General features: G+C 46.3%; 12 protein-coding genes and 1 riboswitch. Of the genes, 11 read left to right on the forward strand and 1 reads right to left on the reverse strand.

All coding sequences use genetic code 11. The features are described 5' to 3' along the window. Window positions 1–32 precede the first annotated feature (32 nt). The 5 genes from cls (at window position 33) to ACFQPF_RS00335 (ending at window position 5950) form a co-directional block, all read left to right on the forward strand. Window positions 33–1535, forward strand: coding sequence for a cardiolipin synthase (cls, locus tag ACFQPF_RS00315; protein WP_379744778.1), 1503 nt, complete (start codon window positions 33–35; stop codon window positions 1533–1535). A gap of 78 nt (window positions 1536–1613) precedes the next feature. Beyond that, entirely contained in the window at window positions 1614–2396 is a 783-nt protein-coding gene (locus ACFQPF_RS00320) for an undecaprenyl-diphosphate phosphatase (RefSeq protein ID WP_379744781.1), read from the forward strand. Window positions 2397–2469: 73 nt separating this feature from the next. Continuing rightward, a riboswitch (cyclic di-AMP (ydaO/yuaA leader) is annotated at window positions 2470–2619 on the forward strand. A gap of 84 nt (window positions 2620–2703) precedes the next feature. Then, entirely contained in the window at window positions 2704–3360 is a 657-nt protein-coding gene (locus ACFQPF_RS00325; protein ID WP_379744784.1) for a potassium channel family protein, read from the forward strand. Between the two features lie 6 nt (window positions 3361–3366). Beyond that, complete coding sequence (locus ACFQPF_RS00330; protein WP_379744787.1) at window positions 3367–4713, forward strand: TrkH family potassium uptake protein; 1347 nt, start codon at window positions 3367–3369, stop codon at window positions 4711–4713. A 124-nt stretch (window positions 4714–4837) separates the two neighbouring features. Then, the gene (locus ACFQPF_RS00335) at window positions 4838–5950 is read left to right on the forward strand and encodes a GerAB/ArcD/ProY family transporter (protein WP_379744790.1); all 1113 of its coding nucleotides are present in this window, start codon (window positions 4838–4840) and stop codon (window positions 5948–5950) included. Between the two features lie 40 nt (window positions 5951–5990). Here the strand turns inward: ACFQPF_RS00335 and ACFQPF_RS00340 are convergent, their stop codons facing one another. Beyond that, entirely contained in the window at window positions 5991–6452 is a 462-nt protein-coding gene (locus ACFQPF_RS00340) for a hypothetical protein (RefSeq protein ID WP_379744793.1), read from the reverse strand. Window positions 6453–6636: 184 nt separating this feature from the next. Between ACFQPF_RS00340 and hutP the strand changes: the two genes are divergently transcribed. From hutP to ACFQPF_RS00370, 6 genes are all read left to right on the forward strand, one after another. Further along, the gene (hutP, locus tag ACFQPF_RS00345) at window positions 6637–7071 is read left to right on the forward strand and encodes a histidine utilization transcription antiterminator HutP (RefSeq protein WP_379744797.1); all 435 of its coding nucleotides are present in this window, start codon (window positions 6637–6639) and stop codon (window positions 7069–7071) included. Between the two features lie 390 nt (window positions 7072–7461). Then, complete coding sequence (gene hutH, locus ACFQPF_RS00350; RefSeq protein WP_379744800.1) at window positions 7462–8991, forward strand: histidine ammonia-lyase; 1530 nt, start codon at window positions 7462–7464, stop codon at window positions 8989–8991. 15 nt (window positions 8992–9006) lie between these two features. Next, window positions 9007–10668 carry a urocanate hydratase gene (gene hutU / locus ACFQPF_RS00355; RefSeq protein ID WP_379744803.1) on the forward strand — a complete coding sequence of 554 codons (1662 nt, stop codon included), beginning with the start codon at window positions 9007–9009 and terminating at the stop codon, window positions 10666–10668. Between the two features lie 13 nt (window positions 10669–10681). After that, window positions 10682–11950, forward strand: a complete 1269-nt coding sequence (gene hutI / locus ACFQPF_RS00360) for an imidazolonepropionase (protein WP_379744806.1) — start codon at window positions 10682–10684, stop codon at window positions 11948–11950. Then, on the forward strand, window positions 11928–12884 hold the full coding sequence (gene hutG, locus ACFQPF_RS00365) for a formimidoylglutamase (protein ID WP_379744809.1): 957 nt from the start codon (window positions 11928–11930) through the stop codon (window positions 12882–12884). The genes hutI and hutG overlap by 23 nt, the downstream gene beginning before the upstream one ends. Before the next feature lie 288 nt (window positions 12885–13172). Further along, on the forward strand, window positions 13173–14858 hold the full coding sequence (locus ACFQPF_RS00370) for a S8 family peptidase (protein ID WP_379744812.1): 1686 nt from the start codon (window positions 13173–13175) through the stop codon (window positions 14856–14858). Window positions 14859–14875: the final 17 nt, after the last annotated feature.

Below are 14875 nucleotides of genomic sequence, written 5' to 3' on the forward strand. Positions count from 1 at the left end.
AAATTCTGGAAAGTAAAGAAAGGGAGCATGTTATGAAACGGGTTTATGAGTTCTTATTGTCTTTATTGTTGATCGGGTCGCTATACGCCGTGTTGTTTGCTCAGTATCCGTTTTATTTGAAGCTTTTATTTGGTTTGCTTTATACGGTGATCATCCTTCATACCATTTTTTCGCTGATCCTTGAGAACCGAACCGCGCAAAACACGCTGCTATGGATTTATGTTCTGGTCTTCCTTCCTGTAATCGGCTATATTTTTTACCTTTATTCTGGACAGCTGTATTTGAAAGGCCATCTTTTCAAATCGAAAAGAAAGAACGACCGTGAAGAATGGGTTAGAGTGACCAAAGAAAATGAAAAGCCGGATTTTACCGGCATGCCGGACCATCAACGCTGTTTCGCCTATTATGCTCATAATGTGGCGCTGACAAAAATGAACAGCTCAACGAAAACCACGATATTAAAGAACGGTTCGGAGAAATTTCCTGAACTGAAAAAAAGGCTGCTTGAAGCTCAAAAGTACATTCATATCCAATACTACATTTTTCGGTCGGACCGCCTCGGTAAAGAAATAATGGAGATCTTGATGAAGAAAGCAAGAGAAGGGGTGGAGGTGCGTTTCCTGTTTGATGGAATCGGAAGCTTGTCCCTTCAGCAAAGTGATATTGATGAAATGAAAAAAGCGGGAGTCAAGGTGCATGCCTTTTTGCCGGTCCGCTACGGTTTCTTTAACCAAAAGCTTAATTTCCGCAATCATAGAAAGATTGTCATCATTGATGGCGTCATCGGATTTACCGGCGGTTTGAACGTAGGAGTGGAGTATGAGGGGCTGGATCCGACCATCGGGTTTTGGCGTGATACGCACATGCTGATTGAAGGAGAGGCGGTTCAGACGCTGCATGCCATTTTTCTTTTAGACTGGGAGTATGTCTGCGGCGAAGATCTGTTTGAGCATGAGAATTACACCAAGCCGACAAGAATAAAAGGAGATGGCGAGGTGCATGTTGTCGCCAGCGGCCCAGATACCCAGCAGGGGATTATGAGTGATTTTTATTATACGATGATTTCTTGTGCTAAGAAGTCCATCTGGATCGCCACTCCTTATTTTGTGCCGAACGAAGCAATCAGAGCAGCACTTAAGATCGCGAACCAAAAAGGAGTAAAGGTTCGAATCATGGTGCCTGAAATCAATGATGGATTTCTGACTCAATATGCGACACGGTCCTATTTTCCTGAACTGCTGCGATGCGGTACAGAAATATACTCGTATAAAAAAGGCTTTCTGCATCAAAAGGTCATTATTGTGGACGGCGACATGGCTTCGATTGGCACGGCAAACATGGACATGAGAAGCTTTCACCTAAATTTCGAAGTGAACGCCTTTTTGTTTAACTGTTCTTCTGTAAAGGAACTGATCTCCCAGTATGAGGAGGATATGGAGGAATCGTCTAAAGTAGGAGCGGTAGAATTTTATAAACGGGGCTTAGCGGAGCGTTCAAAAGAATCGTTTGCCCGTCTGTTCTCAGGAGTATTGTAGCCTTCAGGCTCTTGTAATAAGAGAGGTCCCTTCAGAATAGTCTTTTAACAAGACAGGCTTTCTGGAGGTAATGGCTGCATGGATATACTTGAAGCATTAATTTTAGGCATGGTACAAGGTCTAACGGAATTTCTGCCAATCAGCTCAACCGGACACTTACTGATTGGCAGAAAGTTGTTTGGGCTGGAAGACGCCGGGCTGTTTCTTGACAGTATGCTTCATTTCGGCACCTTAATCGCCGTCTTGACCGTTTATTGGAGAGAAGTGCGTTCGTTAATACGGCATCCACTCAGCCGGATCAGCTTATTGATTATTGCAGGTACAATTCCTACAGCGGCCATCGGCTTGTTGTTCCAAGATTTCTTTGAAGAAATATCTAAGAGCGGTGTGACGGCAGGATGGGAGTTTGTCGCAACAGGCTGCCTTTTATGGTGGGCGGAAACGTATAAAAAGCATGGTCGAAAGTCACTTGAGGATATTACGATCGCCGATGCGGTCATGATTGGAACGTTTCAAGGGGCCGCAATATTGCCAGCGGTCTCACGGTCAGGGTTAACGATTGCAGCTGCACTGTTCCGAAAAATTAATCCTGCGGCCGCCGCCTACTTTTCCTTCTTGCTGTCGATTCCGTCCATTGCTGGAGGCATTGTGCTCCAGTCTAAAGACCTTTGGGCTGCGAGCAGCCAGCATGTATCGTTCGGTGCTCTTGCTGCTGGAACTGCCGCATCGGCCATTTTTGGGTACATGGCTGTAAAATGGATGATATCTCTTTTGCAGAAAGGGTCACTAAAAGGCTTTGCTATTTACGTATGGATCGTGGGGACAGCGGTCATTCTTGCACAGCTTGCCAATAAGTTTTAACACTTCGTAAAAACCTCTGACTAACCATTGACTTTTAGAATAGAGAGGATTACATTAAATGTAATTCAAAATCAGACTTTAATCGCTGAGTCTGCATCAAATTGATGCAGGGCGGGGGAACCACTTTTTTTATGGGGTGAGTCCTGTGCGTTCGCGCGTACGGGAGGGGATACTCCAGTCCCTAATCCGTCAGCTAACCCCGTAAGCGTAAAGTAATCAAGGAGAGGTCGCAAAGCTTTCATTGCGGACCATTTTTTGGTGGTCTTTTTTTGTTTGTCAAAAACAGCTTGTTAGGAGAGAGTAAAGCATGAATAAGCAGTATGCAGTGATTGGATTAGGTCGTTTTGGCGGCAGCATCGTACGAGAATTCTCACAGATGGGTCATGATGTGCTGGCGATCGACCGGGACATGGAAAAAGTAAATGAGTTCGCGAATATTGCTACACAAGCGGTTCAAGCCAATTCGACTGACGAAAAGGTACTGCAGTCACTCGGTATCAGAAACTTTAACCACGTGATCGTGTCGATTGGTGAGGATATTCAATCGAGCATTTTAACGACGCTGCTGTTAAAAGAAGCAGGTGTAAAAAAAGTTTGGGTGAAAGCTCAAAACGATTATCACCATAAGGTATTGGAGAAACTGGGAGCAGATCGGATTATTCATCCAGAACGTGATATGGCTTTGCGCGTGGCTCAATTGATTACCTCTGAAAAAATTATTGACTTCATTGAATTATCGCACGAGCACAGCATCGTTGAAATCGAAGTAAGCGATAAAATAATCGGCCGCACACTGACGGAAATGGACGTTCGCGCCCGATTTGGCTGCAACATTGTCGCGATAAAGCGCGGAGACGACATTCATGTTTCACCGATTGCTGATGTGACCCTGCAGCGTCATGATATACTCGTGGTCATCGGCCGGAATGAGGATCTGAACCGTTTTGAAGAAGAAGGAGTGTAAACATCTGTGCTAAAAACGACGGAAAGAAAGTCCTTTCTGTATAATCCAATAAAACTGACTCCGCCGCAGATTTTGGCAATACTTTTTGGGGTACTGATTATCTTCGGAGGATTTTTGCTAAAGCTCCCGATTGCAACTGAAAAAGGCATTTCATGGGTAGATGCTTTTTTTACCGCCATTTCTGCCGCAACGGTTACAGGTCTAGTGACACTCGATCCAGGATCTACCTATACGCTTTTTGGAGAAATCGTTATTCTTTTCCTCATTCAAGTAGGGGGACTTGGCATCATGTCCTTTGCTGTTCTTGTCGTAATTATGCTTGGAAAGCAGATTGGCATTAAGCAGCGACTAATCATGCAGGAAGCCTTGAACCAGCCTTCTATAGGAGGAGTAATCAGGCTTGTGCGGAATTTGTTTATCTTTTCTATCGTCATCGAGGCAATTGCTGTGTTTCTGCTTTCCCTTCGCTGGGTACCGGATCTCGGATTCTCTAAAGGGGTGTATTACAGCATTTTTCATACAATAGCCGCTTATAATAATGCCGGCTTCGGACTATGGCCGGATAACCTTACCCGCTATGTTGGCGATCCGGTCGTCAATCTCGTAATCACCATGCTTATTATTATGGGAGGACTTGGGTTTACGGTTATCGTGGATTTGTGGATAGCCAAAGAATGGCGCAACCTGTCCTTGCATTCGCGCGTTATGATACTTGGAACCATTATCGTGAATGTTATCGCTATCACTCTTTTCTATTTGTTTGAACAAAATAATCCAGAAACGTTAGGTGCCCTTTCAGAGTCGGACAAGCTGTGGGCCGCTTATTTTCAAGGCATCAGTCCAAGAACAGCGGGCTTTAACACGGTCAATATCGGTGCATTGGAGGATGGATCGGTTCTTCTTACCATTTTGCTCATGTTCATTGGAGCAGGAAGCACGTCGACAGGCGGGGGGATTAAGCTAACGACCTTCCTCGTTATCGTGTTTGCCGTCATCACCTTTCTAAAAGGAAAGAACGAGACGATCATGATGAAGCGGACTATACGAAACGCAATCATTTTTAGAGCGCTCGCCATTTCAACGATCAGCATTTTGTTTGTATTTTTAGGAGCTGTACTGCTGACGCTGACAGAAGACTCGCCATTTCTTCCTGTTTTATTTGAAGTCGTTTCTGCTTTTGGTACCGTTGGACTGACGATGGGACTGACGTTTGAGCTTTCCTTTTTAGGGAAGTTGATTATCATGTTTATCATGTTCTTCGGAAAGCTCGGTCCGCTGACGATGGCATTCAGTCTTGCTCGGCCAGCTAAAGAGAACATCCGATATCCAGACGGAGATGTTTTTACAGGCTGAATAATTGTATAAGAAGTAAAGGAGAGTCTTGCTGAATAATGCAAGGCTCTTTTTGCTTCTTGGATAATGTTCTCATTTTAGGAAAAGATAAAAAGGGTTGATATTGAGATGAGGTGGGAGAGAAGTGACGAAAATTAAAGAAAATTTTCTAGTGTCGCCATACCTTGTCTTTTTTCTCGTGCATTCTATTCAAGTGGGAGTCGGCGTGCTTGGCTATCAGCGGGTCATCGCAAAATACGCAGGGTATGATTCCTGGATTTCCGTGCTGATTGCCGGCATCCTCATTCACTTGCTGATTGGGATGATCTATTATGTCCTCAATACAGGGGGCGGAGATATTACTCAAATTCATCAGAATCTGTTCGGAAAATATATCGGGACATGTTTAAACATCGTGTTATTAACCTATTTCGCCGTCTGGTCAGTGACGGTGCTGCGCACGTATATCGAGGTGGTGCAGGTCTGGATGTTTCCGACTCTGGAAACGTGGAAAATTGCCGCTGTTTTCTTACTGCTAACCTATTATGTGGTGTCAGGCGGTTTCCGAATCGTGGCAGGCGTGTGTTTTCTTGGGGTGGTGCTGCCGTTTGGACTTGTGTTCCTTCTTGTGTTTCCACTTGAATATACACAGTTTACGAACCTGCTTCCTGTGTTCGATGAGTCGATGAGGGATTATTTCACTTCTACAAGAAGCATGATGCTCAGCTACCTTGGCTTTGAATCACTGCTCGTTTTTTATCCTTTTATAAAAAATGCGAAAAGCTCACAGAAATACGCTCACTTTGGAAATATGTTCACGGTATCCATGTATTTAATCGTAACCATTATTACGTTCGCATTTTTTAGCCAAGAACAGCTGGCAAGAAACGTGTGGGCAACGCTCTCCATGGTCAAGATTGTGCAAGTGTCTTTCGTGGAACGGTTTGATTATGTATTCGTCTCCATTTGGTGCCTGGTAATTTTAACGAACATTACATTGTCAATATGGGCTTCCACACGTATAGGCAAGCTTGTCTTTAAAATTAGGCAGCATCAAGTGTTACTTCTCATACTGGGTGTAGTGCTCATCTTGTGCGAACTGCTGAACACTCGATTACTGATCAATTTGCTGAACAACTACACAAACCAAGTGGGCTTTTATATGGCCGTTATCTATTTGCCGCTGCTCTTTTTAGCAGCTCTTCTGAAAAATAAAAAGCAAAATAAAAACAGCCTGGCATCAGCGGAAGCTAAATAAACAAGAGAATTGCCTTATGGACAAGTCTCTTGTTTTTCTTTTATTCGTTCAACAGCAATGTAAGCTGCTCTTTACATTTTTTCTTTTCACTCTCATCTTCTGATTGATGCCATTTTTCGAGAGCCATCTTAATCATCTCGTGCAGCATGGTTTGAGTCCAAGAAACGTAGGACAAATACGCATCGCTTTTTAGGAATGATGTAAGCATGTTCTGATCAGGGCCGAAGAAAAACTCGAGCTGATCATGAAACAGTACAAAATCATCGAGTCGGCGAGGCTGAACGACGCTGCTTAATGTAAAGGAATAGGCATTATCCGGTTTACCTTCAAACGCGATCGTGAACAATGCACCGTCATGCAGCAAGCCTTTTGCAGTCGGCAGCAAAAGATACGGAGTATGTGTGCTGTCATAGGCTGCAAAAAAATCATACGGTGATTTCTCATCTGCCAAAGGAGTACGAAGCATCGACGCCAATATAATTTCCTTCTGAACATCTAGCATTCTATCACTCTTTTCTTCATTTTATTACTAACAGGATGGACAGGCATGTTATATTCTATACACTGGTTTATCCCTTTAATTAGTCACCGCAATAAGTTGTTGAAAGGGAATTGACGGACTGAATGGAAACGCATACACTAAAAGCAGTTGATAAGTCGTTAGCAGAAAGAGAGCAGGGAAACACATGAGTCTTGCGAATGAAAAGCTGCTAGGCAAGGTGGCTATGCTCAGCTGTCTCGATGACAGCTATGTAAAACAGATTGAAAAACTTGGCTGGCGCTATTGTGTTGGAAAAGTCGGCTCGATGGAGTCTAATAAAGTCGTAGCGGCGATTGAAACGGGTGCCAAGAAAGAAGACGTCATAAAAGGCAGCATTTATCGCGAAACACATGCGCTGTATCACGCGATCATGGAAGCAATTTACGGTGTAACGCGAGGTCATGTGCAGTTAGGAACCGTGCTGCGAACGGTAGGTCTGCGTTTTGTGGTCGTACGCGGCAATCCGTATGATCAAGCTGAAGAAGGTGACTGGATCGCGGTCGCATTGTACGGAACAATCGGAGCTCCTGTAAAAGGACTGGAGCATGAGGCGGTTGGTCTGGGTATTAATCATATATAGTAGCCCATAGTCATGAGCTGTGAGGGGGCTGTGTTCAAAAGTGTTTGCTTTTGGATGCGGCCTCTTTTTGTGTTTTTTTGGTAAGAATTTATGCAAACTTCGTAGCATGTTAAGAATTCAAGAAGCGGTTGATTTGCGTTACAGGCGCACGCTTTCCGCGGGGCGGGAGGTGAGCCCTTTTGTCGCTACGCGCCATTAAAAGGTCTCACCTTCCCACTCGTCCCGCTGGAGTCGGCGCCTTTCACTCCAATCAACTTTAGCAAAGAAGAATTCAAGAGGAATGTAAAACAAATTCTCAGCAAATAATCTTTACCCATCTAAAACGAAGGGTCAAGAAGTTATGAAATGGATGGCACTACCTTCAGATTAAAGAAAAGAGGGGGAACATTTATGGTTACGTTAACTGGACAGAGTTTGTGTATGGAGCAGGTTAAGCGAATTTTATGGGAGAATGCTGCGGTTGTGGCGTGTGGTGAGGCGATGGCGCGGGTAGCGGATAGCCGCCGGGCGGTAGAGAAAATCGTGTCGTCACAAGAAATCGTATACGGCATTACGACAGGGTTTGGAAAGTTCAGTGATGTGCTGATCGCACCGGATGATGTGGAAACATTGCAGCTGAATCTGATTCGCAGCCATGCGTGCGGTATTGGAGAGCCGTTTCCTGAGGAAGTAAGCCGTCTTATGCTCATTTTCCGGGCGAACGCACTGCTAAAAGGGCTCTCTGGTGTGCGTCCGGTTGTGGTGGAGCGGCTCATCGATCTAGTGAACCATCGCATTCATCCTGTCGTTCCGCAGCAAGGCTCTCTTGGGGCAAGCGGCGATTTGGCGCCTCTTTCGCATCTTGCGCTCGTTTTATTAGGAGAAGGAGAAGCATTTTATCAAGGCGAAAAGATGAGTGGAAATGATGCACTCATGAAAGCGGGTCTTGAACCGCTCGTTCTTACTGCGAAAGAAGGGCTTGCGCTCATTAACGGAACACAGGCGATGACCGCACAGGGCGTGCTGAACTATTTGCACGCTGAGCAGCTTGGATTTGCGGCAGACGGAATCGCTGCCCTTACGATGGAAGGATTAAAAGGAATCACCGATGCGTTTGAAGAAGAAATTCATATCGCGCGCGGCTATCCTGAGCAGACAGCGGTGGCCAAACGGATTCGTGACTATTTACAGAACAGCCAGCTGACGACTAGGCAAGGAGAACTGCGTGTGCAGGACGCCTATTCTTTACGGTGCATCCCGCAGGTACATGGTGCATCATGGCAGGCGCTAGGGTATGTAAAAGAAAAACTTGAGATCGAGATGAACGCGGCAACTGATAATCCGCTAATTTTTGATGGTGGAAAAAAAGTCATTTCAGGCGGGAACTTTCATGGTCAGCCGATTGCGTTTGCGATGGATTTTCTAAAAATCGCTGTAGCCGAATGGGCGAACATTTCTGAACGGCGCATCGAACGGCTGGTCAATCCTCAGCTGAACGACCTTCCACCATTTTTAAGCAGCAATCCTGGTCTTGAATCAGGGGCGATGATCATGCAGTATGCAGCAGCATCACTCGTATCGGAGAACAAGACACTCGCACACCCGGCAAGTGTGGACTCAATTCCGTCGTCTGCGAACCAGGAAGATCATGTGAGCATGGGGACAATCGGATCGAGACACTGTGCGATGATTATCGCCAACACAACGCGTGTGCTTGCAACAGAATGGATTTGTGCGATGCAGGCTGCCGATTATCGCGGTGTGGAATTATTATCCCCGCGTACGAAAAAGGTTTACGAGCTTGGCAGGACAGCATGTGCTTCTATTTTCTCAGACCGAATTTTTCATTATGACATGGAGAGAACAGCGAGCTTAATCAGAAGCTTAGGATGGAATGATACATTTATTGGACTAGAAAAAAATACGCTGATGGAAGCGTAAGAGGAGGAAAAGAAGATGACAAATGTAAAAAGCGGGATTAAAGCAGCACGAGGCACGCAGCTTCAGGCAAAAGGCTGGGTGCAGGAGGCAGCACTGCGCATGCTGATGAACAACCTGGACAGTGAAGTAGCTGAGAATCCAGATGAATTGGTTGTGTATGGCGGAATTGGAAAAGCGGCGAGAAATTGGGAAAGCTACGAAAAAATCGTTGAAACGTTGAAGAAACTTGAAAACGACGAAACATTACTCGTGCAGTCAGGCAAGCCTGTCGCGGTGTTCAAATCACATACCGATGCGCCTCGTGTTTTACTGGCGAACTCGAACCTCGTGCCAGCATGGGCGAACTGGGAAACATTCCGTGACTTGGAAAAACGCGGGTTGATGATGTACGGCCAGATGACCGCGGGCAGCTGGATCTATATCGGTACCCAAGGTATTCTCCAAGGGACGTATGAGACGTTTGCTGAAGCAGGCCGAAAGCATTTTGGCGGCGATTTAAAAGGGACGCTGACAATTACTGCAGGACTCGGCGGAATGGGAGGTGCTCAGCCTCTGGCGGTGACAATGAACGATGGTGTTGTAATCGCGATCGAGTGTGATGAAACAAGAATTGACCGCCGCATCGAAACACGCTATTTAGATGTGAAGTGCAAAAGCATTGAAGAAGCGCTAACACTTGCTAAGAAAGCGATGAAAGAACGAAAACCGCTGTCTATCGGTCTTCTTGGCAACGCGGCTGAAATTTTACCGAAGCTTGTTGAGATGAAAGAGATTCCTCACATGGTAACAGACCAGACGAGTGCTCACGATCCGCTAAACGGCTACCTGCCGATCGGACTAACAATAGAAGAAGGAGCAGAACTTCGCCAGCGCGACCCTGAAAACTATATCGCAAAAGCGAAGCACTCGATGGCGGTACACGTGCAGGCGATGCTTGATATGCAAAAAGCAGGTGCGGTCGCGTTCGATTATGGCAACAACATCCGCCAAGTCGCGCTTGATGAAGGAGTCAAGGATGCGTTTGATTTCCCAGGCTTCGTACCGGCGTTCATTCGTCCGCTATTCTGTGAAGGAAAGGGACCTTTCCGCTGGGTCGCATTATCGGGAGATCCAGAAGACATTCGCAAGACGGATGAAGTGATATTGCGTGAGTTCAGTGAAAACGAGCACCTATGCCGCTGGATTAAGATGGCGCAGGAGAAAGTACAGTTTCAAGGCCTTCCATCACGCATCTGCTGGCTTGGTTATGGCGAGCGCGCGAAATTCGGCCGCATCATCAACGAGATGGTTGCGAACGGAGAGCTTTCCGCACCTATTGTCATCGGTCGTGACCACTTAGACTGCGGTTCTGTCGCCTCGCCGAACCGTGAGACGGAAAGCATGAAAGACGGCAGTGATGCGATCGCGGATTGGCCGATTCTTAACGCGATGATCAATGCGGTGAACGGAGCGAGCTGGGTATCGCTTCATCATGGCGGCGGAGTTGGAATGGGGTATTCACTGCACAGCGGCATGGTTATCGTCGCAGACGGAACAGAGGATGCCGCACGCCGGTTAGAGCGTGTTCTCACGTCTGATCCGGGCATGGGCATTGTCCGCCATGCGGATGCTGGTTATGACCTGGCTGTCACAACAGCTAAAGAAAAAGGCGTATCTATGCCAATGCTTGAAAACTAAGGAGGAGAAACACATGCTCGATTTATTGATTACTTCGTGTCAGGTGATTGCGCCTAAAAGTGATGGAGGCCCTCTAAAGGGTGCAGCCATGGCAGAACTTTGTGTAATTGACAAGGGTGCGGTGGGCATTAAGAATGGCAGGATTGCATTTATCGGAACAGCGGAAGAAGCCGCTGGCCTTGAAGCAAAAGAGAAAATGAATGCTTCAGGAAAGCTGCTCTCGCCTGGGCTCGTTGATCCACATACTCACCTTGTGTTCGGTGGCTCTCGTGAGCATGAGCTTTCACTTAAGCAGCAAGGTGTTCCATACTTAGAGATTCTTGCACAAGGCGGGGGCATCCTCTCTACTGTCCGGGCGACGAAACAGGCGACGGATGATGAATTGTTTGAAAAAGGGATGTTTCATTTAAACAGATGTTTAAGTTATGGTGTGACGACGATGGAAGTGAAGAGCGGGTATGGGTTGGATCGTGAGACCGAGCTGAAGCAGCTGGAAACAGCAGCAAAGCTTAACGACCAACACCCCATTGACATCGTGTCAACGTTTCTTGGCGCGCATGCCATTCCAGAAAACTACCGCGGACGGCCAGATGCGTTTTTAGAAGAAATGCTCACGCTGCTTCCCGAGATCAAGCATCGCGATCTCGCTGAATTTGTTGATATTTTTTGTGAGACTGGTGTTTTTACTGTAGAACAGTCAAAGCGTTTTTTGGAAAAAGCGAAGTCATACGGATTCGGTATAAAGATTCATGCGGATGAAATTGATCCGCTTGGCGGAACAGAGATGGCGTGTGGGATCGGTGCGATTAGTGCTGACCACTTAGTTGGAGCAAGTGAAACGGGTGTGAAGATGCTTGGTGAAAACGATACGATCGCCGTCTTACTTCCAGGCACGACGTTTTATTTGAACAAAGAGAGCTTCGCGCCAGCTCGAGCTATTATCGATAACGGCGGAGCGGTCGCACTTTCGACCGATTTTAATCCAGGAAGCTCGCCGACTGAAAACATTCAGCTGATCATGACACTTGCCGCATTGAAGCTGAAAATGAAGCCGGAGGAAATTTGGAACGCGGTGACCGTTAATGCTGCACACGCGATCGGAAGAGGTGAAACGGCAGGAGCGCTTGTCGTAGGACGCGCTGCGGATCTTGTGCTGTGGGACGCGCCGAACTATCACTATATCCCCTATCATTATGGCGTGAACCATGTGAACACGGTTTGGAAAAAGGGGAAAAAAGTGGCTGAAAGGAAAGAGACGTATGAAATCCGTTCCTTTTCTTAAACCGGCTAACCTAGCAAAATTTATAGATCGCGGCATCAAAAAATCCGGAGAATTGCTTACGCCGTGGGACGGAAGCATCGTATCAGGTATAGGGATTGTTGGCATTCCATTATCCAAAACATCGATCTCGCATTCTGGCGCACATCTTGCGCCAGAAACAATTCGGTCGATGATGCACACGCTCACAACCTATCAGATCGGCAGCGGCCATGATTTATGGGGAGAGAGCATCACAGATTTTGGCGATGTTACGATGCATGTGACGGATTTAGCAGAATGCCAGAGTAGAATAAAAGAGTCTGCAGCTTCTCTGTTAAAGCAATGCCCACATATGACACCTGTTTTTCTTGGCGGTGACCATTCCATTTCTGCCGGAACAATCGCCGCATTCTCAGAAGCTCATGGAAAAGTCGGCATCATTCAGTTTGACGCTCATCACGATCTGCGCAACTTGCAGGATGGCGGTCCTTCCAACGGAACGCCTTTTCGCCAGCTTATTGAAAATGGCTTCATCAACGGAGATCAGCTTGTCCAGATTGGCATTCGAGATTTTGCGAATGGTAAACTGTACCACGATTTTGCATCAGATAATGGTGTGACCGTTTATACAATGGACGATGTGAGAAAAACAGGCTGTATCACGATTCTAGAAGAAAGCGTTACGAGATTAAGAAGGTCGTGTGATGTGCTGTATGTATCGCTCGATATGGATGTTCTCGACCAGGCGTTCGCTCCGGGTTGTCCTGCCATCGGGCCAGGAGGCATGAATAGCGATACGCTGATTGAGGGAATGGTATGGCTCGCCAAACACGGAAATGTAAAAGGACTTGATATCGTGGAAATCGATCCTACACTTGATTTCCGTCACATGACGAGCCGTTTGGCAGCATATATATTGATGCAATTTTATGCGAATTATTCAAAAGAGAGCTGAAACGGCTCTCTTTTTTTCTTGTTCAAAAGAACTAGAGTGAATGTGGCAGCAGCACGTTTTTTAGCTTAATAGGCAAAAAAGACTATTAATGTTGGGAAAACTCTTTACATAAAGCATAGGTCATTTCAATGTGTGGATTTTTTGTATGTTTTACTAGATTGAAAGTCATGAAGTACAAAATAATGATTTTGCCTCATCACAAAGCGCTCTCGCGGAATTTAAGATGAAAGAGCATCACCAGAAAATTACAACATTCGCAGTTTCTATAATCCAAAGGAGGCATTTTAGGTGAATAAAAAGAAATGGGCAGCAACCATGTTAGCAGGAACATTATTAATGACACCATTTTCAGTAATGGCAGCAAGTCCGAACGCGGCTGCAGAAAGCGCGCTGGCGGATGTCATGATGGATACAAACCGCAACAAAATGCAGGACAATCTTGAATTGAAAATCAAGGAAATGAACGCTGACGAAAAAGTGCCAGTGATTATTCAGTTCAATGAAAGCTTTGCTGGCGGCAAAGCATATGACGTGTTATCTGAAAAACTAGGTTTTTTCAAAAAGAGCTTTGATTATAAAGTGTTCAACGGCATGGCGGCGACGATGACGGTTAAGCAGATTGAACGATTAAACGCGCTGCCGTTTATCAAGCAGGTAGAATACGATGCACCTGTTAAAATGAATCTGGCAACAGCAAACGCTTCATTCGGTACAGAAAAAGTTCGCGCCGATTACGGCTTGACGGGTGACATGGATGGAAATGAGCGCGGCTACACAAAAAACGACGCAGTAGTAGCGGTTATAGATACAGGAATTGACGCAGCACACGTTGATCTTGACGGAGGAAAAGTCATCGGGTGGAAAGACTTGGTGAACAACAGAACAACGGCATATGACGACCAAGGTCACGGAACACACTGCGCGAGCATCGTGGCGGGTGATGGCGATGCTAATCCTGCTCATAAAGGTGTAGCTCCAGGTGCCGCGCTAGTCGGCGTTAAAGTTCTTGATGCACAAGGATCGGGCAGCATGAGTACAGTTGCTGCAGGTATCGATTGGGCTGTTCAAAACAAGGATGTGTACGGAATCGAAGTACTATCGTTAAGCCTTGGCACATCTGGCAGTTCTGATGGAAAGGATGCTACCTCGGTAGCCGTTAACAATGCATCTGCAGCGGGTCTTGCTGTCGCGGTTGCAGCAGGAAACGATGGACCGACATCAAAAACAATCGGGTCGCCAGGTGCTGCAGAAAAAGCCATCACGGTCGGAGCAGGAGCCGATCTTGGCGAGAATGGCTTTAACTTAACGTATTTCTCAAGCCGCGGACCGACAGCTGACGGACGCGTGAAGCCTGATATTTTTGCGCCAGGTTTTAACATTACAGCGGCAAAAGCGAACTCCGGCAATCAGTATGTATCTTACAGCGGAACAAGTATGGCCACTCCTTTCACCGCAGGTACGATCGCGCTGATGGAAGACGCGAAGCCTGGGATTACAGAGCCTGAAATTAAAAACGTTCTTTATACAACAGCGGTGGATTTCGGCCCTTCAGGAAAGGACAGCGAATATGGATACGGCCGTCTAGACGGATATGCGGCAATTACAACAGCTGCTAATTTAAACGGAGCAGGACCGGCTGTACCGAATCATTTTTATAAAGGAGCAAGCTTGAGTTCAGGTGCAAGCCACACGTACACGTTAAATGTGAACAGCACATCTTTCCCGATATCGCTTACACTCATTACACCTGATTGGTCACCAGGATTCTTAATCTTCGGTCCGTCGCACAGCTATAAAGTATCATTGATTGACCCAACAGGAGCAACAGTTGCAAGTTCATCACAAAACGAACGCCAAGATCATACAGCGTTCAAGCCAACTAAAACAGGCGCTTATAAAGTGGTCGTATCCTCAAGCAAAGGAAGCGGCACATATTATCTTGATGTAAGTGCAGGGGCAGCTTCGCTAAATTAAAACAGAAAGTCGGGGTC

It is taken from the genome of Fictibacillus iocasae, assembly GCF_042665465.1.
GTDB classification, from domain to species: Bacteria; Bacillota; Bacilli; order Bacillales; family Fictibacillaceae; genus Fictibacillus; species Fictibacillus iocasae.